Here is a 25,631-nt window from a genome sequence, read left to right as displayed (position 1 = left end):
GGTCCCCCTCTTCTTATCCAAGAAGAGGAGCCAGGATAGTGCTGGTTGGTGTAAGGGGATGTATTGCGACCCTCGGGATGTATCCCGCGGTTTTATATGAAACCCCTCCGGGGTTCATTGGTTACACCTTTTTTCGAGGTGATTCGGGGTTCTTCGTATTTGCGATGCAGGATTTTGGAATAGATGAGGGCTTTCTTTAATGCATCCGGATCATGAAAATTTCTGGCGGATTCAATCATTTTAGAGCGATAAAATGGAACAGGTGGTATTTATCCGCCGGATTATAACTAAATTGCGCCTCCATTTATAATAAGTCAAGCGAAATATGAAAGATTTTCTACGCATTCTCAGGCGTTTTGTGCCTCCTTATAAGAAATTTCTGGTACTGAATATTCTCTTTAATATCTTGTCAGCGATATTGAACTTATTCTCTTTTGCCTTGATTGTTCCTATATTGAATGTATTGTTTAAGCTGGAGGAGAAGACGTATGATTATATGGAGTGGGCTTTTCAGCCGGCATCTTGGGAGTTTTGGAAGGAGGCTCCTGCATTGTTGAAAAATAACTTTTTCTGGTATGTCAGTAACCTGATCGAAACGCAGGGAGGTGCCAATACCTTGATTATATTGGGCATATTCCTGGTGGTGATGACTTTTTTGAAGGTCTCTTCGATGTATCTGGCCTTTTTTACGATGATACCGATACGTACCGGGGTGGTGCGGGATATACGCAATCAGATTAACCGGAAAATCACGCAGTTGCCTTTGAAGTTCTTTTCCGAAGAGCGTAAAGGGGATATTATCGCCCGTGTTTCCGGGGATGTCAACGAGATTGAAACCTCTATTATGAGTTCTTTGGATATGTTGTTTAAGAATCCTATCCTGATTCTTATTTATATGGTGGGTATGATTCTTATCAGCTGGCAACTGACTGTGTTTGTATTGATTCTTTTGCCGGTAGCCGGTTATTTGATGGGCTTGGTGGGGAAGAAGTTGAAACGTAAGTCGTTTGCCGGTCAACAGCAATGGGGCTTGTTGATGAGTCAGATAGAAGAGACCCTGGGAGGATTGCGTATAATAAAGGCCTTTAATGCAGAGTTGAAGATACAGGAACGTTTTGAGAAGAGCAATGAGACCTTCCGCAATATGACCAACCGTATCTATCGTCGCCAGCAAATGGCGCATCCGATGAGCGAGTTTCTGGGGACGGCAACGATTGCAATTGTATTGTGGTATGGTGGTTCATTGATCCTTTCCAACAACAGTACGATAGACGCTTCTACCTTTATCTATTATTTAGTGATTTTTTATAGCATCATTAATCCCGCCAAGGATTTGAGTAAAGCCACGTATGCGATACAAAAAGGTTTGGCTTCGATGGATCGGGTGGATAAGATTTTGGATGCCGAGACTGATATTCATGATCCGGAAAAGCCGAAGCCGATAGTTTTGAAAGACAGGATTACCTATGAAGATGTATGGTTTAAATACCAGAATGAATGGGTTATCAAAGGGGTAAACCTGGAAATACCCAAAGGGAAAACAATAGCCCTGGTGGGGCAATCCGGTTCGGGGAAAAGTACGCTGGTCGATTTGTTGCCTCGTTTTTACGAGGTTGATAAAGGATCGATCCGCATTGATCAGACAGATATACGGGAAGCTACCCTGTATGATTTACGGAGCCTTATGGGGAACGTCAACCAGGAAGCCATTTTGTTCAATGATACCTTTTTCAATAATATCTCTTTCGGTGTGGAGGGAGCTACCCAGGAGCAGGTCGAAGAGGCAGCCCGTATAGCCAATGCGCATGAGTTCATTCTGGCAACGGAAGAAGGGTATAATACCAATATAGGTGACCGGGGTGGAAAACTATCCGGCGGACAACGGCAACGTGTGAGCATTGCCCGCGCCATTTTAAAGAATCCTCCGATTCTGATTCTGGATGAAGCCACATCGGCATTGGATACAGAGTCGGAACGTTTGGTGCAGGAAGCTTTGGAAAATTTGATGAAGAACCGTACCACGATTGTGATTGCTCACCGGCTTTCAACCATCCGTAATGCCGATGAGATATGTGTGATGCATGAAGGGGAAATTGTTGAACGGGGACGTCACGAAGACCTCTTGACGTTGGATGGATATTATAAAAAACTATGCGATATGCAAAGTTTTTGACACGATGTACAGATAAGAAAAAAACTCTTTGTCGGATTTTATTCGCATGAAAGGATGAAAGAAATGAAAAAAAACAACTGTCTGTTTATTCAGGCCGTTCAGCCTGTGTTTATTACCTTGTTTGTTACTTTTTTAATAGGTTGTACACCTTTGGAAAAACCGTCCATGACTTATTTTTTTACGCAGCCGGCGCGTTTTTGGGAAGAATCTTTCCCTTTAGGAAATGGTCGTTTGGGGATGATGCCCGATGGAGGTGTGGACCGGGAAGATATTGTCCTGAATGAAATTTCGATGTGGTCGGGGAGTAAGCAAAATACTGATAATCCGGCGGCTTATCAGTCCTTGGCCCGTATCCGGCAGTTGCTTTTTGAAGGAAAAAATGAAGAAGCTGAGCAGTTGATGTATCAAACCTTTGTTTGTAAAGGCAGTGGGAGTAATCTGGGGGATGGTGCCCATGCCCCTTATGGCAGTTATCAGTTGTTGGGACATTTGCAACTGGACTATGTTTACCCGGATACATCGGCGGATGTGGAGGCTTACCACCGGGAACTGAATCTGGCGGATGCGCTCTCAACGGTCTCTTTCAAAAAAGGAGAAGTGCATTATAAACGGGAAGCTTTTACCTCGTTTTCGGGAGATGTCGGAGTGATCTGTTTGCAGGCAGACAAAGAAAAATCGATTCATTTTACGTTAGGTATGAACCGTCCGGAATATTATCAGGTAGAGACCGTGGACGGTGACCTGGTGATGAAAGGGCGTTTGTCGGACGGAGTGGATACGGTAGCAATGAAAGGAGTGGCTTATCAGGCACGTATCCGTATATTATTACCTCAGGGAGGAGTGTTGATCCCCGGAGATAGTACGTTGACGGTAAAGGATGCATCCGAAGCAATCGTTTGGGTAAGTATGGCTACAGACTATTTTGGGAAAGACGAAGCGGAAGAGGTGGTCTCTTTGCTTCATCAAGCCGAACAGAAAGGATATGCCCGGATAAAGGAAGAACATATACGTATGTATCGAACACTCTTTGATCGGGTGGACTTGAATCTGGGATATTCGGAAAGAGAAAAATTACCCATGGATGAACGTTTGCGTGTTTTTGAGAAAGATAAAAACGATCCGTCTCTGGCGGCTTTATACTTTCAGTTCGGGCGATATCTGTTGATCTCTTCTACGCGTCCCGGTTTGTTACCTCCCAATCTGCAAGGACTTTGGGCACATACGATCCGTACTCCCTGGAATGGTGATTATCATTTGAATATCAACCTACAAATGAATTTATGGCCGGCAGAGGTTGCTAATTTATCAGAGTTGCATCTGCCTTTTATTGAATGGACGAAACAACAAGTACCCAGTGGGCAACGAACAGCCAAGGTGTTTTACAATGCCCGGGGCTGGGTGACGCATATCCTGGGTAATGTATGGGAGTTTACGGCTCCGGGAGAGCATCCGTCCTGGGGTGCTACCAATACATCGGCCGCCTGGCTGTGTCAACATCTGTATACGCATTATCAATATACGATGGATAAATCCTATTTACAGGATGTCTATCCGGTGATGAAAGAAGCGGCTCTCTTTTTTGTCGATATGTTGGTGGAGGATCCCCGTAATGGCTACCTGGTGACGGCACCGACGACCTCTCCCGAAAATGCGTATCGCTTGCCGGATGGGAAGGCCGTCCATATATGTGCCGGCTCTACGATGGATAATCAGATTGTGCGCGAATTGTTTACCCATACGCTGGAGGCGGCAACGATTCTGGGGGTTGATTCCGCCTTTGCTGCCGTTTTAGAGGACAAGCGTGCCCGTTTGATGCCGACAACGATCGGGGAAGATGGGCGTATCCTGGAATGGTTGGAGCCTTACGAAGAGGCTGAACCCACACACCGGCATGTGTCTCATCTGTATGGTCTGTATCCGGGTAATGAGATCTCTGTCGAGTTGACCCCATCCCTGGCCGAAGCCGCCCGTAAGTCATTAGAGGCGCGGGGGGATAAAAGCACGGGTTGGTCGATGGCTTGGAAAATAAATTTCTGGGCCCGTTTGCGTGACGGAGACCATGCCTTTAAGCTTTTGAGTGATTTGCTTCGTCCGGGAGTGGATGAGGGAGCTGACCGGATGAACAAGGGCGGCACGTATCCGAATCTATTTTGCGGACATCCTCCTTTTCAGATTGACGGAAACTTTGGAGGCTGTGCAGGTATCGCTGAGATGTTGGTGCAAAGCCAGGCCGGTTGTATTGAATTTTTGCCCGCTTTACCTTCGCAATGGCCTTCCGGTAGTTTCAAAGGATTGAAGGTGCGTGGAGGCGGAGAGGTAGCTGTACGCTGGAAAGAGGGGCAGGTGAGAGAGGCCTCTTTGAAAGCGGTCGTACCCGGAACGTTCCGGGTAAAACTACCGACGAATGTATCGGATTTGACAGTGAAGAAAAAAGGAAAAGTCGTATCCTTGCCGGTTGTGGATGGAGCAATAAAAGTGGATATGGAAGAGGGAGAAGAATTGTTTTTATTGTTTTGAAAAGTATTATTCAAAGGATATTTCGGTAATGCTTCCGATTGGGAGGAAACGTAAAACTTTCTACTCAAACCATTTGCGATATTAAAAGATAAAGTCTAATTTTGCAGGCTAAAATTTGAGAAGATTATAAATTAAACAAATAAATTATTCAGGATGAATGTTTCGCTTATAAACAAGGATGCCGTACGTGGTATTATTAAACTGGAAATAGTAAAGGCAGACTATACTGATCAGGTGGAAAAGAGCCTGCGCAGTTTCCGTCAGAAAGCAAATGTGCCCGGCTTCCGTAAAGGAATGGTTCCTATGGGTATGGTAAAGAAAATGTATGGAAAACATGTATTGGTAGAAGAAATCAATAAATTGGTATCTGATAATCTGTATACGTATATCCGCGAAAACAAACTGAATATATTGGGTGAACCTCTTCCGAATGAAACGGAACAAAAGGAGTTGGATTTTGATACAAACGAAGAATTCGAGTTTGTGTTTGATGTGGCTTTTGCTCCCGAAATCAATATAGAACTGAATAAGAAAACAAAAGCTCCTTTTTATCAGGTGACTATCTCGGATGAAATGGTAGAGAATCAGGTGACTAATTACCGGGCTAATTTTGGTGCTTATGATCAGGCGAATGAAGTAGAAGAAAAAGACCTGGTTAAAGGAACTGTCGCTGAATTGGAAAATGGTTCACCGAAAGAAGGAGGTATTCTTGTTGAAGATGCGGTGTTGATGCCTATGTATATGAAGGATGAAGCAGAAAAGGCTAAATTCATGGGAGCTACTCTTCAATCTGTTATCGTCTTCAATCCGAATAAGGCATATGAGGGAGCTGAGGCAGAGATCGCTTCTTTCCTGAAAATAGAAAAAAGCCAGGTAGCCGGACTTACTGCAGATTTCAGTTTCCAGATTTCGGAAATTACCCGTCATAAAGAGGCTGAGATGAATCAGGAATTATTCGATCGTGTATTCGGTGAAGGAACGGTAACCACTGAGGCAGACTTCAGAACAAAGATTAAAGAAGTGTTGGCAGAGCAATTTGCTCCGCAGGCTGATTATAAATTCATGTCGGATATCCGTGAAATACTTGTGAAAAAGGTAGGTGAATTGGAATTTGCTGATGACCTTTTGAAACGTTGGTTGTTGGTTGCTAACGAAAAGAATACGGCAGAAAAGATCGAAAATGATTATCCGCAGATTATAGATGACCTGAAGTATCATCTGATCAAAGAAAATCTGATTGCAAAGAATGAAATAAAAGTAGAACAGGAAGACGTCAATGCCTTGGCAAAACGGGTAGCTCAATCTCAGTTTGCCCAATATGGAATGTTGTCTGTTCCGGAAGATGTGCTTCAGAACTATGCAACAGATATGTTGAAGAATAAAGAAACATTGCAAAATGTAATTGACCGCGCTGTAGAAGACAAGTTGGCAAACTGGTTGAAAGACCATGTGAAGCTTGACGTGAAAGAGGTGACGGTTGAAGAATTTAATGAGCTGTTTCAGTAATAAGTTATTTCATTCAAGCCCATTCGCTTGATTTTTATAGTAAAAGGGACTTCCCTCTAAAAAAAGTTTTTCGCGATAGCAAATTTGTTGTTTCTTTCAGAAATTTATTTATAACTTTGTTATTCCGTTAAATTATAGGGGGAAGTCCCTTTGTGTGTTTTATAGAGATAATACATTAGAAGTTAGAATTTATGGAAGATTTTAGAAAATACGCTACAAAGCATTTGCGCGTGAGTGGTTCTGCCCTGGATAGTTATATGAATATTACGAGCAGTCTGACGCCTTATATAATGGAAGAACGCCAATTGAATGTCACACAGATGGACGTCTTTTCACGCCTGATGATGGATCGCATCATCTTTCTGGGAACGCAAATAGATGATACTACAGCGAATATAATTCAAGCACAGTTATTATACCTGGACTCAAGTGATCCGGGAAAAGATATTTCTATTTATATCAATTCACCGGGCGGTTCTGTTTATGCCGGATATGGTATTTATGATACCATGCAGTTTATCGGCAGTGAAGTGTCGACTATCTGTACCGGTATTGCCGCGTCAATGGCTTCTGTCCTGCTTGTGGCGGGAGCGAAGGGCAAACGGTTCGGTTTGCAGCATTCGCGTGTGATGATTCACCAACCGTTAGGAGGGACGCAAGGGCAGGCTTCGGATATTGAAATCGCTGCTCGTGAGATACTCAAAGTAAAAAAAGAACTCTATACCATTATTTCGGATCATTCCGGTAAGCCATATGAAGAAGTAGAACGTGACAGTGATCGTGATTACTGGATGACCTCTGCCGAGGCCAAGGAATATGGGATGATTGATGATATTCTGACAAAGAAGTGAATACATAAAAGAAAGAAGAAATAAGGGTTTATTTAAGCAGAAAAACAAAGAAAGTATGGCCAAAACAGGTGAGGTTTGTACGTTTTGCGGAAGAGGTAGCCGGGATGTGAATTTGTTGATCAATGGCATATCCGGTGCTATTTGTGATGAGTGTGTGCAGCAAGCGTATGACATAGTAAAGGAGCAGATGCCGTCCAAAGGCACCTCTTTTCGATTGGATAAAAAAGAATTGCCGAAACCAGAAGATATCAAAACATTTTTGGATCAATATGTGATAGGACAAGATGATGCAAAACGTCGTTTGTCGGTATCGGTATACAATCATTATAAACGTTTATTGCAAAAGGTGACTTCGGATGATGTGGAGATTGAAAAGTCGAACATCATCATGGTAGGGGCAACGGGAACGGGTAAAACATTGTTGGCACGTACAATCGCCAAATTGCTTCATGTCCCCTTTACCATTGTTGATGCCACCGTGCTTACCGAAGCCGGTTATGTCGGAGAGGATATAGAAAGTATCCTGACTCGTTTGTTGCAGGCCGCCGACTATGATGTGGATGCGGCACAGCGGGGAATCGTTTTTATTGATGAGATTGATAAAATTGCCCGAAAGAGCGATAATCCTTCCATTACGCGTGATGTAAGCGGGGAGGGTGTACAGCAAGGATTGTTGAAGCTGTTGGAAGGATCCATAGTGAATGTACCTCCCCAGGGAGGCCGCAAACATCCGGAGCAGAAGATGATACCTGTGGATACAAAGAATATCCTGTTTGTTTGTGGAGGAGCCTTTGATGGCATAGAGAAAAAGATAGCACAGCGTATGAATACGCGTGTGGTTGGTTACGCTTCTGTGAAAAACACAGTCGGTATCGACCGGAATAATATGTTGCAATATATAACACCGACGGATTTGAAATCTTTCGGTTTGATACCCGAGATCATCGGACGCCTTCCTATTCTGACCTATTTGAATCCGTTGGATAGAGAGACGTTGCGGAATATTTTGACAGAACCGAAAAATTCAATTATCAAACAATATGTGAAGTTGTTCGAAATGGATGAGATTCAATTGACTTTTGAAGATGCTGTCTATGAATATATTGTTGATAAGGCTTTGGAATTTAAGTTAGGCGCTCGAGGGCTACGCTCTATCGTAGAAGCCATAATGACAGATGCAATGTATAGTATGCCGTCAACAGGTGAGAAAGTGTTGAATGTGACTCTGGCGTATGCAGAAGAAAAATTTGAAAAATCAGATGTGATACGTCTGCAAAGCGCCTGATAGCGATAGAAAAAACTACAAATATGCCTAAGAAAGACTATTTAGCAGAAAAACTGAAAGTATACTTCGGGTTTGATTCTTTCAAAGGAAATCAAAAAGAGATCATTGAGAACGTCTTGGACGGGAATGATACCTTTGTGTTGATGCCGACAGGTGGAGGGAAATCCTTATGTTATCAGTTGCCTTCTCTGATGATGGAAGGGACTGCGATTGTTATTTCTCCCCTGATTGCTCTGATGAAGAATCAGGTTGATGCGATGCGTAATTTCAGTGAAGAAGATGGTATTGCTCATTTTATTAACTCTTCGCTGAATAAGACTGCAATCGATCAGGTGAAAGAAGATATATTGTCAGGACGAACGAAGTTACTTTATGTAGCTCCGGAATCTTTGACGAAAGAGGAAAATGTGGATTTTCTTCGCCAGATAAAAATATCTTTTTATGCAGTGGATGAGGCGCATTGTATTTCGGAGTGGGGACATGATTTCCGTCCGGAGTACCGCCGGATTCGCCCGATTATCAATGAAATAGGGAAGAGGCCGTTGATAGCTCTTACGGCCACGGCTACTCCGAAGGTGCAACATGATATTCAGAAGAATCTGGGCATGGTTGATGCGACGGTTTTTAAATCTTCATTTAATCGCTCCAATTTATATTATGAGGTACGTCCCAAAGGAGTCAATGTGGACCGGGACATTATTAAGTATATAAAGGCGAATGAGGGAAAATCCGGTATTGTTTATTGCCTGAGTCGTAAAAAGGTAGAAGAATTTTCAGATATACTGAAAGCGAATGGTATTAAAGCATTGGCTTATCATGCCGGGATGGACTCGCAACAGCGCTCAGCCAATCAGGATGCTTTCCTGATGGAAGAGGTGGATGTGATAGTGGCGACGATAGCCTTTGGCATGGGCATAGATAAGCCGGATGTGCGGTATGTGATACATTACGATATGCCTAAAAGCCTGGAAGGTTATTACCAGGAGACAGGGCGTTCCGGCCGGGATGGAGGAGAAGGGCATTGTCTTGCCTTCTATGCTTACAAGGATTTGCAAAAACTGGAAAAGTTTATGCAAGGGAAGCCGGTAGCGGAACAGGAAATCGGTAAGCAGTTATTGTTGGAAACAGCTGCTTATGCAGAATCGGCATTGTGTCGCAGGATTGTCTTATTGCATTATTTTGGAGAAGGATATCAAGAAGAGAATTGTGGAAGTTGTGATAATTGTTTGAACCCTAAAAAGCAAGTGGAAGCAAAAGAATTACTAGGTACCGTATTGGAAGCGGTAACGACATTGAAAGAAAAATTTAAGACGGAGTATATAGTTCATTTTTTGTTAGGTAATGAGACTTCGGAAATACAATCTTATAAACATAATGAGTTAGAACTTTTTGGCGCTGGGCAGGATGAGGATGAAAAAACATGGAATGCCGTTATACGTCAGGCCTTGATTGCCGGTTATCTGACAAAGGATATCGAAAATTATGGATTGCTCAAAATGGCTGAGGCCGGTAAGGCGTTTATGAAAAAACCGGTATCGTTCAAAATCATAAAAGACAATGAGTTTGAGGAAGAAGTAGAAGAAGTGCCTGTTCGTGGAGGGGGGTCTTGTGCGGTTGACCCTGTGCTCTATTCGATCATGAAAGATCTCCGGAAAAAGTTGTCTAAACGCCTGGAGGTGCCTCCGTTTGTAATTTTCCAGGATCCTTCTCTGGAAGCTATGGCTACGACGTATCCGATAACCCTGGATGAGTTACAGAATATACCGGGAGTTGGAGCTGGTAAGGCGAAGAGATACGGCAAGGAATTTGTCGAGTTGATAAAGAGACATGTGGAAGAGAATGAGATTGAGCGTCCGGAAGATTTACGTGTGCGTACTGTCGCGAATAAATCCAAATTGAAAGTGTCTATCATTCAACGTATCGATCGCAAAGTTGCTCTGGATGAAATTGCATTGACAAATGGATTGGAATTCTCCGAGCTCCTGGATGAGTTAGAAGCGATTGTCTATTCCGGTACGCGTATCAATATTGACTATTTTGTGAATGATGTGATGGATGAAGATCATATCGAAGATGTGTATGAGTATTTTAAAGACTCAGAAACGGATGATCTGGAAGAAGCGATAGAGGAATTAGGGGGTGATTATACAGAAGAAGAAATACGGTTGGTGCGTATAAAATTCCTGTCAGAGATGGCCAATTAAAAAATACTAAATTCATAAGATGACATACTATTCCTTGTACTTCTCCGTTAGATTAATAATGTTTTAAAAGCACATTTACGGTATGAAAAAAGAGATACTAAGAATAGTTATACTGCTACTCTGTTTGCCTGTCTGTTTGGTGGGTGAAATACAGGGTATGCCGGATTCTGTTGTGATGACTGTGGCAGGTAAACCCATTCCCTTGTCTGAATTTATTTTTATTGCTCAAAAGAACGGAGAAGCAGACTTTACTAATAAAAAATCGGTTGATGAGTATGTCGAATTATTCAAGAACTTTAAGCTGAAAGTAGCTGATGCGGAAGCGCAGGGACTGGATAAGACAAAGGCTTTTGCGACAGAGTTGGCTGAGTATAAGAAACAACTTGTTACGGGCTATTTGAGTGATAAGGCGGCAGAAGAGGCGGCTGCTAAGGTGGTTTATGACAGAGGAAACGAGGTGTTGGATCTTAGTTATATCTTGTTTTTACTGCCTCCGGGAAATACGACGATGAAAGATACGGTGGCTCCTTATCAACGGGCTATGGATGCCTATAACCGACTAACGAAAGGAGAGGATATAGATGTTCTAGGCAAGGAATTGCATGAGAAAGACGCAGAAAAAGTAATCTATGAACACGTCTCTAATCTGATGCCTATGCGGGCTCCCAGGGAATTGGATGAGGCTTTTTATAATTTGCCAACAGGGGAATATTCTTTGCCCATTCATACCAGCCATGGATTTTATGTAGCTAAAGTACATCACCGGAGACCTAATCCGGGTTTGGTGCGTATTGCCCATATCTTAATAGAATTTCCGGAAAAAGCGAGCGAAAAGGATAAAGAGGAAACTTTGTCCCGTGCAGAAGAAGTGTATAAAAAGATACAAGACGGAGAAGACTTTGGTAAGTTGGCCAAAGCGTATTCTTCGGATAGTGAGACAGCAGATGCCGATGGTTTGATCCGGCCTTTTGGTATTGGAGAGACCGTTCTGTTTTTAGAAAAAGCTGCTTTTGCGTTGACAAATCCGGGAGATGTTTCTCCTGTTTTGGAAACAAGTTACGGGTATCATATTATCAAACTTATAGAAAAAAAGCCCCGTCCTTCGTTTGATGTAGAGAAACGTCGTATAACAGAGGCTATGATGAATAATGGACGACGGATTGATCTGCAAAAGTCTTTTGACGATCGTTTGAAGAGAGAATATGAATATACCTTCTATCCAGAGGCTTATAAAGAGTTAGAAGCATTGTGTCAGGAGTATTTCCCTACGGATAGTGATTTTCAGGCAAAAGCGAAGGAGATGAAAAAGACATTGTTCTCATTGACCGGAGAGGAGTTTACTCAAGCCTATTTTGCTACTTATATGGCTATTCAGCCGATGTCACAAAAAAAGTATGGACCTGATTATATGCAGGACTTATATAATTTCCTTTTGCATGAATTGTTGTTCAATGCCGAACAGCAGCATTTTCAACAAAAAAATCCGGAATACACTTATCTGATGCAAGAATATCGGGATGGAATTCTTTTGTTTGAAGTTTCGAATCAGAGAATTTGGAATAAGCCGATGGATCAACAGGCGGCCGCAGAAGCTGAATGGCTGAAGGAGCTGGAAGAAAAATATCCGGTGGTAATCAACGAAAAAGTGATAAAAAAGTTATTGAAGTAATCCTCTTTTATGAAGATAAACGTATTATTCATTTTATCTTTATTCTTTTTGGGCGCCTGTAAAGGAACGCCTACCTCCGATAATTCTGATATATTGGCAAAGGTCGATGAACGACAACTGAAGCGGTCTGAAGTCATGGCTATGATTCCACGGGGGATTTCTTCTTCCGATAGCTTGTTTATGATAGAGAGTATTGTAAAGAAATGGATCAAAGACGCCTTGGTGTATGATGTCGCCTTGCGTAACCTGAGTGATGAGAAAGCAGAAATCAATAAGTTGGTGGATGATTATCGTCATTCTTTGGTGCGTTATCGGTACCAGGAACGTTTATTGAAAGAAAGATTGTCCGGGAATATCCACGAGAGTGATAAATTGAACTATTATGAAGAAAACCAAAAGAAGTTCATTTTAGATAAAAACCTGATAAAAGGACTTTTCCTGAAAATACCGGCGGATGCACCGGGTCTTCACGATGTAAAAAGCTGGTATAAACAACAATCTGAGGATGCTTTAGAAAAAATTGAGAAATATAGTGTGCAAAATGCTGTAATTTATGACTACTTTTACGACCGCTGGGTGGATTTTGATGAAATTGTCGAGAATATACCTATGCGTATCCCTGATGGTAAGGCTTTTTTGAAGGCTAATAAACAGATAGAAGTGGCTGATAGTAGCTTTTATTATTTATTGAATATCAGTGAATATATACCTTCAGGCAATGTGGCTCCTTATGATTATGCCAATGCGCAGATAATAGAGATCCTTATCAACCAGCAAAAGGTGGATTTTTTAAAGAAATTTGAGAACGAATTATATAATGATGCGATCCGGCGTGGTAAAGCTGTTGTGCTTTTAGAGCCGTGATTTTAGATAAAGAATGGATATGATGAAAAAAGTCTTGCAAGTATTATTTCTGACCTTTTGTGCTTGTGCTGTGATGGCGCAGAGCCAGAGTAATGTGATTGATGAAGTTGTGTGGGTGGTGGGAGATGATGCTATTCTGCTTTCCGATATAGAATCGCAAAGGTTGTATATGCAAAATGATGGTATTCGTTTTGAAGGCGATCCTTATTGTTTCATCCCCGAACAGTTGGCCGTACAGAAGCTTTACCTGAATCAGGCAAGGATAGATAGTATTGAAGTGAATGAAAATTCAGTTATTCAAAGTGTAGACCGATGGATGAATTACGCGGTGAACCAGATCGGTTCTCGGGAAAAACTGGAAGAATACTTTGGCAAGAAGTATTCGCAGATCAAAGAAGAAAGAAAAGAGACGGAAAGAGAGCAGATGGTCGTGCAGGATATGAAAAGAAAATTGGTGGGTGAGATTAAGCTGACCCCCTCTGATGTACGTAAATATTATAACCAATTCTCCAAAGATAGTCTACCGACAATTCCAACAACCGTGGAGGTGCAGATTGTAACCCTTGAACCCAAAATACCATTCGAAGAAACGGATGCGATAAAAGCCCGCTTGCGTGAATTTACGGAAGAAATCACTTCCGGGAAAAGTAAGTTCTCTACTTTGGCTCGTTTCTATTCGGAAGATCCCGGATCGGCTTTGCAAGGAGGAGAAATGGGCTTTCTCAGTAAAACAGATTTACTCCCTGAATTTGCGAATGTGGCTTTCAATCTGAATGACCCGAACCGCGTTTCTCAGATTGTACAGACAGAATATGGATATCATATTATTCAATTAATAGAGAAGCGGGGAGATCGTATAAATGTACGTCATATATTGTTGCGCCCGAAAGTATCAGAAAAAGAACTGAAAGAAGCGAGTGCTAAATTGGATTCCTTGTACAATGATTTGAAAGATAATAAGTTTTCTTTTGAAGAAGCGGCCACGTTTATTTCTTATGACAAGAATAGCCGAAACAATAAAGGATTGATGGTAAACCAGGAGATGCAGAGTGAGTACTATGGAACTCCCCGGTTCGAAATGCAAGAGCTTCCGCAAGAAATAGGGAAGGTGGTGAATGAGTTGGAAGTAGGAGATATTTCCAAGCCTTTCAGAATGAAGACAAAAGAACAAAAGGATGTGGTTGCTATCGTCAAACTGAAAGCACGTACATTGCAGCATAAGGCCAATATGGCTGATGACTATCAGGCTTTGAAGGCTATTGTTGAAGAAAAGAAAAGAGAAGAATTATTAAACGACTGGGTGTTAAAGAAGCAAAAAACGACTTATATCCGCATCAGTGACGGATGGAGGAATTGCGACTTTAAATATCCGGGTTGGGTGAAGGAATGAAAAGAAAACTATTCTTTTTTGTAGGCATCTTATCTTTATTCTTGGTTTGTGTTTTTGCACGGACAAGTACTTCTGTTATTTCACCTCAGGAAAGACAATCGTTAACATCCCCGGATAGTGCTGCCACCACCACTTATATATATGTAGAAGGGGCGGATTCTCTTTTGCATGACCAAAAATTGCATCCGAATATTCAGATATTGATGGGGAATGTTATTTTCCGTCATGATAGCTCCTATATGTATTGTGACTCCGCTTATTTTAATGAAGTGGCTAATTCTTTAGAAGCCTTTAGTAATGTGCGGATGGAGCAGGGTGATACATTGTTTGTTTATGGCAATTATCTTTTTTATGACGGTAATACGCAAATGGCCTATTTGCGTGAGAATGTGCGGATGGAGAACAAGCAGGTAACTCTTTTTACCGATAGTTTGAATTACGACAGGCTGGCGGATGTAGGTTATTATTTTGAAGGGGGATTAATTGTGGATGAAGAAAACGAACTTTCTTCTTATTATGGACAATATTCACCGGCAAATAAACTGGCTATATTTAATGATAGCGTGCAGTTGGTAAATCCTAATTTTGTACTTCACTCAGACACACTTCATTATTATACAGATACGAAGTTGGCTATTATCCTGGGACCCTCTGTGATAGAATCGGATAGCGGTACTATACATACTACCCGGGGGTGGTATGATACAGTGGGTAATACCTCGTTGCTGCTGGATCGTTCGCGGGTTTACTCGGGGGATAAAATGATGATAGGGGATTCTATTCTTTATGATCAGGCGGCTGGCTTCGGGGAGATCTTCGGAAATATGTTTCTGCAGGACACAGCTCAACACATCATTCTGGAGGGACAATATGGTTTTTATAATGAGAAGACTGAGTTCGCCTTGGCAACAGACAGTGCCCGTGTGATGGAATATAGCCAGGGAGACACCCTTTATCTGCATAGTGATACCCTGCAAATGCAAACAGTAGATTCTACTTACCGTGAGATAAAAGCTTTCCATGGTGTACGTTTTTATCGAATCGATATGCAGGGAGTATGCGACTCTATGTTGTTCAATACCAAAGATTCGGTGTTATATATGTATGACGATCCTATTCTATGGAATGACTCCTATCAGATATACGGTGACACGATTCTTATTCATATGAATGATAGTACGATTGATTATGCGCATGTAAAACAATTTGCTTTTGCGGTGCAATTTGTTGATACCTCTTATTATAATCAATTGAAAGGGAACGACCTGAAAGCCTATTTTGAAGGAAAGCAAGTGAAGCAGATTGATGTAGAGGGAAATGCGGAATCTCTTTTTTATCCGTTAGAGGGAGATGGTGCTATGGTGGGGTTGAATGAGACCAAAAGTGGTTTCCTCTCGATATGGGTAAAGGATAATAAACTGGAAAAACTGAAAATATGGCCCAGTCCTCAAGGAACTATGACACCCATTCCAGATCTCAAACCGGAACAGAAAACCTTGAAAGACTTTTATTGGTTTGATTATATTCGTCCCCAGAATAAGGACGATATTTACCAGGTGGTAAAAAGAAATGTACAAGAAGCTCCGAAGAGAAATAATAAATTTGTACATTAGCAGATATATTCATTTTATTAGGTATAATTATGGCACTATTTTCATTTTATAATGTACGTAAACCACGTCAGTATGGACATAAGCCGATCTACTGGGATCCACGTAAAGAGGATTTGGAAGATCGCGAACGACGTATCCGGCGTGAGTTAGGGATGGAAGAACCTTTGGAGGATTATAAACCCCAGATAAAAGGCTCCTTTGTAGAAGGTACTACCCATCTGAAAAGAAGTAGAGCCAGAGGGTATGATCCCCGTTCCCGTACATACAAGAATATGACATTGCTCGTTATCCTAGCCTTGTTAAGTGTTATCCTTTGGGTTTTCTTCTTTAAATGAGTGATATAATCCATTTACTTCCTGATAGTATAGCCAATCAGATTGCGGCTGGGGAGGTCATACAACGTCCAGCCTCAGTCGTCAAAGAATTGGTGGAGAATGCTATTGATGCCGGAGCATCGCAAATCCGTGTGAATGTGAAAGACGCCGGCAGGACGTTGATTCAGGTAATAGACAATGGCAAAGGCATGTCGGAGACAGATGCTCGTATGGCATTTGAACGTCATGCTACTTCCAAAATTACTTCTGCCGAAGATTTGTTTTCCTTGCGTACGATGGGTTTCCGCGGTGAAGCTTTGGCTTCTATAGCGGCTGTTGCTCATGTGGATTTACGCACACGTATGCAAGGGGCGGACTTGGGGACACGTTTGTCTATAGTCGGCTCTGTGGTGGAAGATTCTACCTGTGATGCTTGTGTAGAAGGAAGTATCTTTTCTGTTAAGAATCTATTCTTTAATGTACCTGCCCGACGCAAATTCCTAAAGGCAAATGAGACAGAGTTCCGGCATATCGTGCAAGAGTTTGAACGCATTGCGTTGGTCAATCCGGAAGTAGCAATGTCTCTGTTTCATCAAGATGTTGAAATACTTAATTTGCCAATCTCCGGTGGACGGCAACGGATAATAGATGTATTCGGGAAAAATCTGAATCAGAAACTCTTATCGATAGAGGTACAGAGCTCTTTGGCGACGATATCCGGTTTTGTCGGTCGCCCGGATACGACCCGCAAACGAGGGGCGTTGCAGTATTTCTTTGTAAATGGGCGTTATATGCGTCACCCTTATTTTCATAAGGCGGTTATGCAGGCCTATGATCAATTGATACCTGTAGGGGAGATGCCGAATTATTTTATTTATTTTACGCTGGATCCGTCCTCTATTGATGTGAATATTCATCCGACCAAGACGGAGATAAAGTTTGAAAACGAACAGCCTATATGGCAGATTGTCATGGCAGCCGTGCGGGAAGCTCTGGCTAAGTCAAGTGCCATTCCTACCATTGATTTTAATCAGGAAGATGCCATTGATATTCCTGTATATAATCCGACAAAAGAGACGACCACCTATTCGCCTCCTACTGTGCAGGTGGATAATGGGTACAATCCTTTTCGTTCTTCCGGTAGTTACAAACGACCGGAGTTCGATTGGTCAAAGCTCTATAAAGGCTTTGAAGATGACTCAATTATTGATTCGGAAAGCCCGGCTATTGTGCCAGCGATTGAAGAATTGCCGAAGACCCCTATGGATGCATTGGAGACCGTTGATAAATTGTTTGCAGAAGAACAAACCCATTCTTATCAATACAAAGGGAAATATATCCTAACCTCTCTGAAGTCCGGCCTTGTCCTGATTGATCAACATCGGGCGCATGTACGTGTTTTATACGATCAGTATATCTCCCATATCCGGCAACGGCAGGGTGTCTCTCAGCAAATATTATTCCCGGAAATAATAGAGTTTACTCCAGCAGAGTCGGCAGTTGTACCGGTTCTATTGGAAGACCTCCGTTATATCGGTTTCGATTTGAGTGACCTGGGAAGAGGAAGTTATGCCATTAACGGTCTGCCTGCCGGAGTAGAGAATCAGAATCCAGTCCTTCTGTTAAAAGAGATGGTGGGGCACGCTATTGAGACCGGTTGTGAAGTGCATGAAGAGATTTGTCATACATTAGCCCTTTCCCTGGCAAAGGCCACCGCTATACGTCCCGGTAAACCACTCTCTCCCGAAGAACGTGAACACCTGATAGCCTCCGTTTTTTCCAGTTCCGATTCTCATCTGACCCCGGATGGAAAAACAATTCTTTCTCTTTTAACGGAGGATGAATTGGAAAAACGATTTAAGTAATCCTTTCATCCCATCGATGTTCTATTGACGGATGCAGGCATAGTTATTGCTAAATAATTATCTTTGCCCGTGTATAACTTTAATCAATAGATCATGATACAAAAAAAACTCATCCTTCTTTGGATTATCCTTCTTTTTATGGGGTGTAATCCTTCAACTCCCGTTGTGGAATACAGTGTGATTCCCGAACCGCAAGCAATTGTTTATGCGAATGGGAATTTGTCTTTGGGGCATACCCCTTCTATTGCTTTCAATCACAGTCTGGCTTCCGAAGCGGTAATGCTTAGCCATTGGTTAACGGAAGATTTTCAAATGCAGCCCCTTCTGAAAGAAGGCGGAAGTAAAGGTGCGATCGTTCTGGCTTTGGACAAAACACTTATGCCGGAGCAGCCGGAAGCTTATGTCTTAGATGTCAGTCGCAAACGTATTACAATTAAAGCCGCTACTTCTGTGGGAATACTTCATGGTATACAAACACTTCGTCAGTTGGTGCGCGAAGAAGAGGGGAAATACTTGGTTCAAACCGGTACGATAACCGATTCACCTTATTATAGTTGGCGAGCATTCATGTTGGATGAAGGGCGTTATTTTAAAGGGAAAGTAGTCGTCTTTGATCTTTTAGACGAAATGGCGCGCCTGAAATTAAATACTTTTCATTGGCATTTGACCAACGATCAGGGATGGCGTATAGAGATAAAGAAGTATCCCCGATTGACAGAAGTAGGAGCCTATCGCGACTCTTCCGAGATCCATCATTTCCATAGCAATGTGTACGATGGCAAACCACATGGCGGTTTTTATACACAAGAAGAAATTAAAGAAGTGGTGGCCTATGCTGCCGAGCGTGGAATTACTGTTGTGCCTGAAATCAGTATGCCTGGACATGCCAGCGCTGCCATAGCTGCTTATCCCTGGTTAGGAGCGAGCGGAAAAGAAATAAAGGTGCCGGGGCAATTTGGTGTACATTATAATGTTTTTCATGTAGCCGATCCCAAGGTCATGCAGTTTTTGGAAGATGTGATAGATGAGGTTATTGCTCTTTTTCCGGCGCCTGTATTTCATATCGGAGGAGATGAGGTGAAATACGATGAATGGAAAGCCTCGCCTGTGATAAAAAAATATATGAAAGAACAGGGTTTAAAGACACCGGCTGAGTTACAGGTCTTTTTTACCAATAAGATCTCCCATCTCCTGGCTACTAAAAATCGCCGGATGATGGGATGGAATGAGATCACCGGGCAACAGTTGCACGAATACCAGTCAGATGAAGATACGCAAGGGGAGCAAAAGCTGAATCCGGAAGCGATCGTGCATTTCTGGAAAGGCGATCCGAAATTAATCAAACAAACACTCGAACAGGGATATAACGTTGTGAATTCGTATCATATATTTACCTATCTGGATTATTCGTATAAATCGATTCCTTTGGAAAAAGCCTATCATTTTAATCCGACTCCGGAAGGGTTGACTTCCCAGCAACAGAAGCAGGTTTTGGGATTGGGGTGTCAGATGTGGGGAGAGTTTATACCTACTGTGGAAAGTATGCAGGAAAAGGTGTATCCGCGAATAGCCGCTTATGCGGAGTGCGGATGGACCTTGCCGGAAAAGAAAGATTATAACCGCTTTGTCAATGCCTTGTATTCCTTTTTGCCTGTATGGGATAAAAAAGGCATTATATATGGTCCCGTACAGGAACAATGATTGAAAAAAACAGAGGGTAAAATTCCGGTAGAAAGAAGAAGATACTCTTTTTCGTAAAAAATAGATAAAAAATGAAATTAGAGATAATTGTATGTGCAAATAGTACATTTTTGCTTCATTGACTATCAAATTTTATCTATTTTTGTAAACAGAAAAAACTCTTCTTGTGTTTGTATACAAGAATAACATTGTTATTATATAAATTAAAATCGAATTATTTATGAGAACTAAATCTTTGATCTTTTCTTTGATGGCCTGTCTGCTTTTTGTTAGTACGCATGTAGCAGGTCAAATGATTAAAACTCCAGTGCCTGTCCGTCCGGCAGGTCAGACGGATGTGTTGAAACTAAAAACAGATCCTATCCCTACAGTACGTGTTGCTTTCATTGGTTTGGGTATGCGTGGACCGGGTGCGGTTTATCGGATGGCACAGATTGATGGTGTTGAAATTGTTGCTTTATGTGATGTTCGCAAGGAGCAGGTGGAAAAAGTAAATAAAACATTGACTGAAAAATACGGAAAAGCCCAAGCCAAAGAATTTTATGGCGATACAGAAGTATGGCGTAAGGTTACAGCTTTGCCGAATGTCGATTTGATCTATGTCGCTACAGATTGGCAAAGTCATGCCCTGATCGGTGTGCAGGCTATGAAAGATGGCAAACATGTTGCTATCGAAGTACCTTCGGCTATGAGCATGCAAGAAATCTGGGATCTGATCAATACCTCAGAACAAACCCGTAAACATTGTATGCAGTTGGAAAACTGTGTGTATGACTTTTTCGAACTGACCAGTTTGAATATGGCTCAACAAGGTGTGTTTGGTGAAGTGTTACATGGAGAAGGAGCTTATATTCACGGGCTACAACAGTTCTGGGGCTCTTATTGGGAAAACTGGCGTATGGACTTCAACCGCAAACATCGCGGCGATGTATATCCGACCCATGGATTGTTGCCTGTTACTTTGGCTATGAATATCCACCGCGGAGATAAAATGAATTACCTGGTTTCTGTTGACACGAAAGCAGTAGGTAACCCGGCTTATATCAAAGAAAAAACAGGTGAAGAAGTAACAGATTTCCGTAATGGTGATCATACGATGACCATGATTCGTACAGAAAAAGGTAAATCAATCCTGATTCAGCACGATGTGACTTCTCCTCGTCCTTACAGCCGCGAATTTCAATTGTCGGGAACCAAAGGTTTTGCCAATAAATATCCGGTACAAGGATTTGCTTTGAACGCTGACAATGTGGATTCGGAAGGTGTTCCTAATCACGAAGACCTAAACGCGCACCGCTTCGTTTCTGACGAAACCCGCAAGGCACTGATGGAGAAATACAAACACCCCATTGCAAAAGGCATTGAAGAGAAAGCGAAAAAAGTAGGTGGTCACGGAGGTATGGACTTTATCATGGACTACCGTATGATCTACTGTCTGCAGAATGGTTTGCCCTTGGATATGGATGTATATGACCTGGCTGAATCTTGCTGTCTGATACCGTTAACAGAGATTTCTCTTGATAATGGATCGGCTCCGGTCGAAATTCCAGACTTTACCCGTGGTGCATGGGATAAGATAGACAAAGTGCACTTTGAACAATAAAATAGAAGTATAAATAAATACGCTAAGGAGGGCGTGTCCGAATGGGCACGCCCTCTTTTTATTTTATCACTCACGTTCATCCCTAAAATATCAATACCTATTCATTAATTATTATCTTTGTGGACTTTAAACTATCAAATGAGATAAATTAAAGATTCGAATTGGGCCAAATGTTTTATCATGTGTTTTTAGTTGTTAACTGACTCTATGCGATTGAATCTCTTTATATTGTTATTCACCATAGGATGTCTGGGATGGGGGCCTGTTGCCGCTCAAAGCAATAAGATATCTGTCGCCCCGGGCATGCAAACGATAGAAGAACTGATAGCTATTATAGAAGAAAACAGCGATTATATATTCTTCTATAATACCGATGTCTTGGATCTGTCGGAAAAGATAAATGTCTCAAAAAGTGAATATACGATAGAGCAGCTTCTTCGTTTGATAACGCAGAAGAAGGACATAAAATGTTATATTGTCGGTCGGCAAATTGTATTATACAAACGTTCCATTATTAAATCAGATACAACATCTATCTATAAGATGGCCATTCGGGGCATGATAACCGATCGTATGGGGAATCCTGTCGTTGGCGCCAATATTGTTGAAAAAGGAACCACGAACGGCGTGAGCTCTGATAAGGATGGGAACTTCCAGATCGTAACGAGCTTACCGGGTACTTTGAAGATCTCTTATGTCGGCTTTGTCACACAAGAAGTCTTTGTAGAGAGTGATAAACAGTATCAGATTTGTTTGCAGGAAAACAGCTATCTACTCGATGAATTGGTCGTAATCGGTTATGGAACGTTGCAGCGTAAGCAAGTCACAAGCGCCATCACCTCCCTCTCCGGGGAGGATATATTGAAAGGAACGGCTTCGTCTACGGTCGCCGCTTCTTTAATCGGGAAAATCAACGGTTTGATATTGCATGAAACCTCCAGTGTGAATGCCGGAGCAACGCTTCAGTTGCGGGGCATGGGTTCGATAAATGCTTCCCGCGAACCGCTGGTTGTTGTAGACGGCATGCCCGGCGCGGATATCCGTTCTGTGTTGCCGGAAGATATTGAAATGATCGACGTATTGAAAGATGCCTCTGCCGGTGCTATTTATGGTTCGCGGGCCTCCAGTGGGGTTTTACTGATCACGACCAAAACGAGTAATATCACGAATGGCACCGTGAAATTCAACTATTCAAGTGAAGCCGTATGGAAGCACCCCACCAATAAACCGCGCGTATTGACTGCCGGAGAATACGTGAAGTTTAACCGGGGTATGAACTATGGATCGGACGTAGACTGGTGGGATGAATCAATGAATACAAAGAAATGGTCGCAACGCCATGTCTTCTCCCTGCAAAGCGGAGTGCGCAACTCCCAGATATATGCCTCTCTGTCGTATGAAGATATGCAAGGGCTGAAGAAGTTTGAAGAGAGCTCCCGCTATTCCGGTCGGATCAATGCCAATTTTAAATTATTGGATGATTGGTTGGAGGTAAAAGCGCATGCCGATTACCGGCAAAACAGAAGAAAAGGTTTTGGGGGTGATTATACTCCCAACCTGCAACAGGCTTTAAGCAATAATCCGACACGTTCGCCTTACGATGCCCATAGTCAGACCGGATATAATATATGGTTGAACGAAACCCTTGATTATAACTCCATAGCGAATGCAGCCACCAGCGAGTCGACGGGGCTGGATAAATGGTTTAAACCGGATGTGACTTTGCGATTGAACATCCTTTCCGTACCCGGTCTATCCCTGCAGCAGACCGTGGCTTATGAAAATCGCCAATGGGAGCAGCAGGTGTGGAAATCGAGGTATAATCAGACCCAGTTGGAATATGGGTATACCGGATGGGCCTCCCTCTTATTCAATAAAAGCGAATTTATAACCTCGGAAGGTTTTCTTTCCTATCAGAATGTGTGGCATGGGCATACCCTCAATACCGTAGCCGGTTATAGTTATTGGGAAAAGAACCAGGAAGAGTTTGGTATGGCGAATGGGAATTTCACCAATGACCTGGTAAAACACTGGGATATAGGGGAGGGGAAAGAACTGAAAGCCGGGGAAGCCACCCTCTATTCCGGTAAAACTATAACAGAGAAGCTATTGGCCTATTTTGCGCGGGTGAATTATGCGTATGAAGATAAGTATATGCTGATGGGTACCTACCGGCGAGAAGGTTCTTCTAAGTTTGCAGAGAATAACCGTTGGGGCAATTTCTGGTCGCTCTCTGCCGGTTGGCGTTTGTCCAAAGAACCCTTTATGGCCGATTATTATTGGATGAACGACCTGAAACTCCGGATGGGATATGGCGTCGTCGGCAATAATGGTTTTGATGCGGATTATGCAGCAACGATGTATAGCTCGGATATGCAATGGCTTATGCCGAATGGCTCCTGGAGTTATTCGTATGGCAAAGCGCGCGCTGTCAACAAAAACCTGAAATGGGAAGAGCAGCGGGAGTGGAATCTGGGAGTGGATTATTCTTTCTTTAACAATCGTTTCTATGGTAAACTCGATTTGTACCTGCGTAAAAACCACGGTCTTATCTTTGAAGTGCAAATACCTCAGCCCCCTTATGTGCATCAGACTATGTTTAAAAACGTAGGTGTGTTGTTAAAAAAAGGATGGGAATTCGAACTGGGCTATAACCCGATAGTTACCAAAGATTGGAGTTATTCGACCCTTTTCGGTATCTCGCATCTGACTCAGCAGGTCAAATCCTTATGGGGGGATCAATCTTATTTTGAAGACGCTTATTTCCCGACTCCCGGATCACCCGGCAATGCGATGCGTATAGAGGAGGGGGTGCGCATTGGGCAGTTCCATCTCTGGAAGTTTGCCGGCTTCGATGAAAACGGAAACTGGCTTTTGTACAATAAAAAAGGAGAGGTGATCCCTGCCACTCAGAAAAAGTATGAAGACAAGCAACATATAGGAAATTACTACCCGCGGTTTACTTTGAACTGGAACCATACACTTACCTATAAGAATTTTGATCTGAGTTTGACTTTGTTGAGTTATATCGATTTTGATATTTACAATGCGATTGATATGTATTATGGTATTGCCTCGGTGAGCAGTAATCAGAATGTCCTGCATAAAGCCTATACGAAGTATGCACATATCAAAGGAGAAAAAGAACTGTGTGACTTTTTCCTGCAGGACGGTACCTTCCTGAAAATACAGAACCTCTACCTGGGGTATACCTACAACCTGAAAAAACATTCCCGTCTTCTGGATAAGGTTCGCTTTTACTTGTCTGTCAACAATCTCTATACCTTCACTCGATACAGCGGAAGTGACCCCTCGACCGTGAATATTACCGGGCTCAATCAGGGAATCGATTGGCATACGGATATCCATCCCATGGCGCGGACTTTTACTTTTGGGGTGAACCTGACTTTGTAGTGGAGAAAGGATATAGGCTTATCGTATAGTCGTTTATAATTTACAATTTATAATTTACAATTAAAAAAGGTGCATATGCTTAAGGAGTTTCAAGATGATGCAGATGTATGGAAGCAATTTAAAGCAGGCAATTCGGATGCTTTTGCTGTTTTGTTTGAACAATCTTCCGACAAATTATTCCGTTATGGAAGTAAATTTGTGCAGGATGAAGAGCTTGTGAAAGACTGTATTCAGGATGTATTTGTCAAACTGCATCAGAAAAGAAACAAATTGCCTGACATGGAGAATCCTTTCTTCTATTTATGTGTTTCTCTGAAAAATACATTGATCGATAATATCTCCCGATCCGACCGGGAGGTTGCTCTCCCACCGGAAGAGCTGCCCTTTTATATTGAGTTTGCTTATGACGATGAACAACCGGAAGAGGAGGATGTTATCTCCAAATTCGAAGCTGTAATGAGTCTCTTGTCCGACCGCCAGAAAGAAGCCATATACCTTCGGTATCAAATGGATCTCAGCTATGAAGAGATTTCCCAACTCTTAAGCATCAATTATCAATCTACCCGAAACCTGGTGCACCGCGCCTTGGAGAAAGTGCGGACAACAATGGACCTGAAATTATTTCTATTGCTTGTTGGTTTATATCTGAAGTGAAGTTGCTT

At 42.3% G+C, this 25,631-nt stretch carries 17 protein-coding genes; all 17 read left to right on the top strand.

The window, feature by feature from the left end:
• On the top strand, positions 1-200 hold a 200-nt coding region (locus D0T51_RS12225; RefSeq protein WP_203583332.1), incomplete at its 5' end, for a hypothetical protein.
• A gap of 125 nt (positions 201-325) precedes the next feature.
• On the top strand, positions 326-2,173 hold the full coding sequence (locus tag D0T51_RS06090; protein WP_163726642.1) for an ABC transporter ATP-binding protein: 1,848 nt from the start codon (positions 326-328) through the stop codon (positions 2,171-2,173).
• A gap of 63 nt (positions 2,174-2,236) precedes the next feature.
• Positions 2,237-4,690, top strand: coding sequence for a glycoside hydrolase N-terminal domain-containing protein (locus tag D0T51_RS06085; protein ID WP_163726639.1), 2,454 nt, complete (start codon positions 2,237-2,239; stop codon positions 4,688-4,690).
• Positions 4,691-4,843: 153 nt separating this feature from the next.
• A complete protein-coding gene (tig, locus tag D0T51_RS06080; RefSeq protein WP_163726636.1) occupies positions 4,844-6,196 on the top strand; it encodes a trigger factor in 1,353 nt (450 codons plus the stop codon).
• A 191-nt stretch (positions 6,197-6,387) separates the two neighbouring features.
• Entirely contained in the window at positions 6,388-7,047 is a 660-nt protein-coding gene (clpP, locus tag D0T51_RS06075) for an ATP-dependent Clp endopeptidase proteolytic subunit ClpP (RefSeq protein ID WP_163726634.1), read from the top strand.
• A gap of 55 nt (positions 7,048-7,102) precedes the next feature.
• Entirely contained in the window at positions 7,103-8,332 is a 1,230-nt protein-coding gene (gene clpX, locus D0T51_RS06070; protein ID WP_163726631.1) for an ATP-dependent Clp protease ATP-binding subunit ClpX, read from the top strand.
• Between the two features lie 23 nt (positions 8,333-8,355).
• Positions 8,356-10,536, top strand: coding sequence for a DNA helicase RecQ (recQ, locus tag D0T51_RS06065; RefSeq protein WP_163726628.1), 2,181 nt, complete (start codon positions 8,356-8,358; stop codon positions 10,534-10,536).
• 82 nt (positions 10,537-10,618) lie between these two features.
• On the top strand, positions 10,619-12,205 hold the full coding sequence (locus tag D0T51_RS06060; protein WP_163726625.1) for a peptidylprolyl isomerase: 1,587 nt from the start codon (positions 10,619-10,621) through the stop codon (positions 12,203-12,205).
• 9 nt (positions 12,206-12,214) lie between these two features.
• On the top strand, positions 12,215-13,069 hold the full coding sequence (locus D0T51_RS06055; protein WP_163726622.1) for a peptidyl-prolyl cis-trans isomerase: 855 nt from the start codon (positions 12,215-12,217) through the stop codon (positions 13,067-13,069).
• 19 nt (positions 13,070-13,088) lie between these two features.
• Complete coding sequence (locus D0T51_RS06050; protein ID WP_163726620.1) at positions 13,089-14,459, top strand: peptidylprolyl isomerase; 1,371 nt, start codon at positions 13,089-13,091, stop codon at positions 14,457-14,459.
• On the top strand, positions 14,456-16,072 hold the full coding sequence (locus D0T51_RS06045; protein WP_163726617.1) for an OstA-like protein: 1,617 nt from the start codon (positions 14,456-14,458) through the stop codon (positions 16,070-16,072). The genes D0T51_RS06050 and D0T51_RS06045 overlap by 4 nt, the downstream gene beginning before the upstream one ends.
• Positions 16,073-16,101: 29 nt before the next feature.
• On the top strand, positions 16,102-16,407 hold the full coding sequence (locus tag D0T51_RS06040; RefSeq protein ID WP_163726614.1) for a hypothetical protein: 306 nt from the start codon (positions 16,102-16,104) through the stop codon (positions 16,405-16,407).
• Entirely contained in the window at positions 16,404-18,251 is a 1,848-nt protein-coding gene (gene mutL, locus D0T51_RS06035) for a DNA mismatch repair endonuclease MutL (protein WP_163726611.1), read from the top strand. Before D0T51_RS06040 ends, mutL begins: the two co-directional genes overlap by 4 nt.
• Positions 18,252-18,344: 93 nt before the next feature.
• Positions 18,345-19,952, top strand: a complete 1,608-nt coding sequence (locus D0T51_RS06030; protein ID WP_163726608.1) for a beta-N-acetylhexosaminidase — start codon at positions 18,345-18,347, stop codon at positions 19,950-19,952.
• A 250-nt stretch (positions 19,953-20,202) separates the two neighbouring features.
• Positions 20,203-21,555, top strand: a complete 1,353-nt coding sequence (locus D0T51_RS06025; protein ID WP_239056713.1) for a Gfo/Idh/MocA family protein — start codon at positions 20,203-20,205, stop codon at positions 21,553-21,555.
• 207 nt (positions 21,556-21,762) lie between these two features.
• Positions 21,763-24,969 carry a SusC/RagA family TonB-linked outer membrane protein gene (locus D0T51_RS06020; protein WP_239056710.1) on the top strand — a complete coding sequence of 1,069 codons (3,207 nt, stop codon included), beginning with the start codon at positions 21,763-21,765 and terminating at the stop codon, positions 24,967-24,969.
• A 75-nt stretch (positions 24,970-25,044) separates the two neighbouring features.
• Complete coding sequence (locus tag D0T51_RS06015) at positions 25,045-25,623, top strand: RNA polymerase sigma factor (RefSeq protein WP_163726601.1); 579 nt, start codon at positions 25,045-25,047, stop codon at positions 25,621-25,623.
• The last annotated feature ends 8 nt before the right edge of the window (positions 25,624-25,631 follow it).

Source organism: Parabacteroides sp. 52, from assembly GCF_010500925.1.
Classification (GTDB): Bacteria; Bacteroidota; Bacteroidia; order Bacteroidales; family Tannerellaceae; genus QVMG01.
The sequence above is the reverse complement of the archived record's forward strand: the minus strand, read 5'-3'. Positions and strand labels throughout refer to the sequence as shown.

What these genes read in the sequence shown, in the direction of transcription:
- D0T51_RS06050 (WP_163726620.1), top strand. Translation starts at nt 13,089, where the DNA reads ATGATGAAAAAAGTCTTGCAAGTATTATTTCTGACCTTTTGTGCTTGT.
- clpX (WP_163726631.1), top strand. Translation starts at nt 7,103, where the DNA reads ATGGCCAAAACAGGTGAGGTTTGTACGTTTTGCGGAAGAGGTAGCCGG.
- clpP (WP_163726634.1), top strand. Translation starts at nt 6,388, where the DNA reads ATGGAAGATTTTAGAAAATACGCTACAAAGCATTTGCGCGTGAGTGGT.
- D0T51_RS06060 (WP_163726625.1), top strand. Translation starts at nt 10,619, where the DNA reads ATGAAAAAAGAGATACTAAGAATAGTTATACTGCTACTCTGTTTGCCT.
- D0T51_RS06020 (WP_239056710.1), top strand. Translation starts at nt 21,763, where the DNA reads ATGCGATTGAATCTCTTTATATTGTTATTCACCATAGGATGTCTGGGA.
- D0T51_RS06085 (WP_163726639.1), top strand. Translation starts at nt 2,237, where the DNA reads ATGAAAAAAAACAACTGTCTGTTTATTCAGGCCGTTCAGCCTGTGTTT.
- D0T51_RS06030 (WP_163726608.1), top strand. Translation starts at nt 18,345, where the DNA reads ATGATACAAAAAAAACTCATCCTTCTTTGGATTATCCTTCTTTTTATG.
- D0T51_RS06055 (WP_163726622.1), top strand. Translation starts at nt 12,215, where the DNA reads ATGAAGATAAACGTATTATTCATTTTATCTTTATTCTTTTTGGGCGCC.
- D0T51_RS06040 (WP_163726614.1), top strand. Translation starts at nt 16,102, where the DNA reads ATGGCACTATTTTCATTTTATAATGTACGTAAACCACGTCAGTATGGA.
- recQ (WP_163726628.1), top strand. Translation starts at nt 8,356, where the DNA reads ATGCCTAAGAAAGACTATTTAGCAGAAAAACTGAAAGTATACTTCGGG.
- tig (WP_163726636.1), top strand. Translation starts at nt 4,844, where the DNA reads ATGAATGTTTCGCTTATAAACAAGGATGCCGTACGTGGTATTATTAAA.
- D0T51_RS06015 (WP_163726601.1), top strand. Translation starts at nt 25,045, where the DNA reads ATGCTTAAGGAGTTTCAAGATGATGCAGATGTATGGAAGCAATTTAAA.
- D0T51_RS06090 (WP_163726642.1), top strand. Translation starts at nt 326, where the DNA reads ATGAAAGATTTTCTACGCATTCTCAGGCGTTTTGTGCCTCCTTATAAG.
- mutL (WP_163726611.1), top strand. Translation starts at nt 16,404, where the DNA reads ATGAGTGATATAATCCATTTACTTCCTGATAGTATAGCCAATCAGATT.
- D0T51_RS06045 (WP_163726617.1), top strand. Translation starts at nt 14,456, where the DNA reads ATGAAAAGAAAACTATTCTTTTTTGTAGGCATCTTATCTTTATTCTTG.
- D0T51_RS06025 (WP_239056713.1), top strand. Translation starts at nt 20,203, where the DNA reads ATGGCCTGTCTGCTTTTTGTTAGTACGCATGTAGCAGGTCAAATGATT.